This is a genomic window from Acidovorax sp. sic0104 (assembly GCF_019219095.1).
In the GTDB taxonomy this organism is placed as follows: domain Bacteria; phylum Pseudomonadota; class Gammaproteobacteria; order Burkholderiales; family Burkholderiaceae_C; genus Acidovorax.
On record NZ_JAHUWH010000044.1, the window covers coordinates 1 to 1,001 of the forward strand.

The 1,001-nt window shown below is 61.0% G+C and carries 1 protein-coding gene and 1 other annotated feature; the gene reads right to left on the reverse strand.

The window, feature by feature from the left end; translation table 11 throughout:
* Window positions 1–39: 39 nt before the first annotated feature.
* Window positions 40–1,001 (reverse strand): IS3 family transposase (locus KW835_RS26575; protein ID WP_218387749.1); only part of this gene is annotated, 962 nt, incomplete at its 5' end.
* Window positions 877–993: a sequence feature (AL1L pseudoknot), on the reverse strand. It overlaps the preceding gene by 117 nt.

Below are 1,001 nucleotides of genomic sequence, written 5' to 3' on the forward strand. Positions count from 1 at the left end.
TGAATCGCCCCGGTTTCTGCGGAGGCTGTTTGGTTTAAGTCAGCCCACTTCCACAGTGGCCTGACTGGCGAGTTGCCGGTAGTAGTTTGCCTCAGCCTCAGCAGGCGGGATGTACCCGATGGGTTCGAGTAGGCGATGGTGGTTGAACCACGATACCCATTCGAGCGTGGCGAACTCAACTGCTTCCTTGGTTTTCCATGGAGCCCGGCGGTGAATCAGTTCGGCCTTGTACAGGCCGTTGATGGTCTCGGCCAGGGCGTTGTCGTAGCTGTCGCCCTTGCTGCCCACCGAAGGCTCGATGCCAGCTTCCGCCAGTCGCTCGGTGTAGCGAATGCTGACGTATTGCGAGCCTCTATCGGAGTGACAAACCAAACTGCCATCGCGCTCAGGCTGACGGGCATAGAGGGCTTGCTCCAGGGCGTCGAGAACAAAGTCCGTGCGCATTGAACTGCTCACCCGCCACCCAACGATGCGCCTGGCAAACACGTCGATAACGAAGGCTACGTACAGCCAGCCTTGCCAAGTCGAAACGTAAGTGAAGTCGCTCACCCACAACTGGTTCGGCCTCTCGGCCCGGAACTGCCGGTTGACCCGGTCCAATGGACATGGTGCTTTGCCATCACTGACGGTGGTTCGTACGGCCTTGCCGCGCATCACACCACGCAGTCCCATGCTGCGCATCAGACGCTCTACCGTGCAGCGGGCCACGGTCACGCCTTCGCGCGCTAGTTGCCGCCATACCTTGTCGGCGCCATAAACCTGCATGTTGGCCTGCCAGACTCGTTGAATCTGCGGCATCAGCAATTCGTCGCGTTTCGCTCTAGCGCAGCGTTTGTGAGGCTCGCGCACCAGCGCGGCGTGGCGCCGATACGCCGACGGGGCAACCTGCAAGACCTTGCAGAGCGGCTCGACCCCGAAAGCATTGCGCTGCTGGTCGATAAAGGCCCTCAAGACTTGAGCCGGCGGTCGAGCTCCGCCTGGGCGAAAAACGCGCTGGCCAG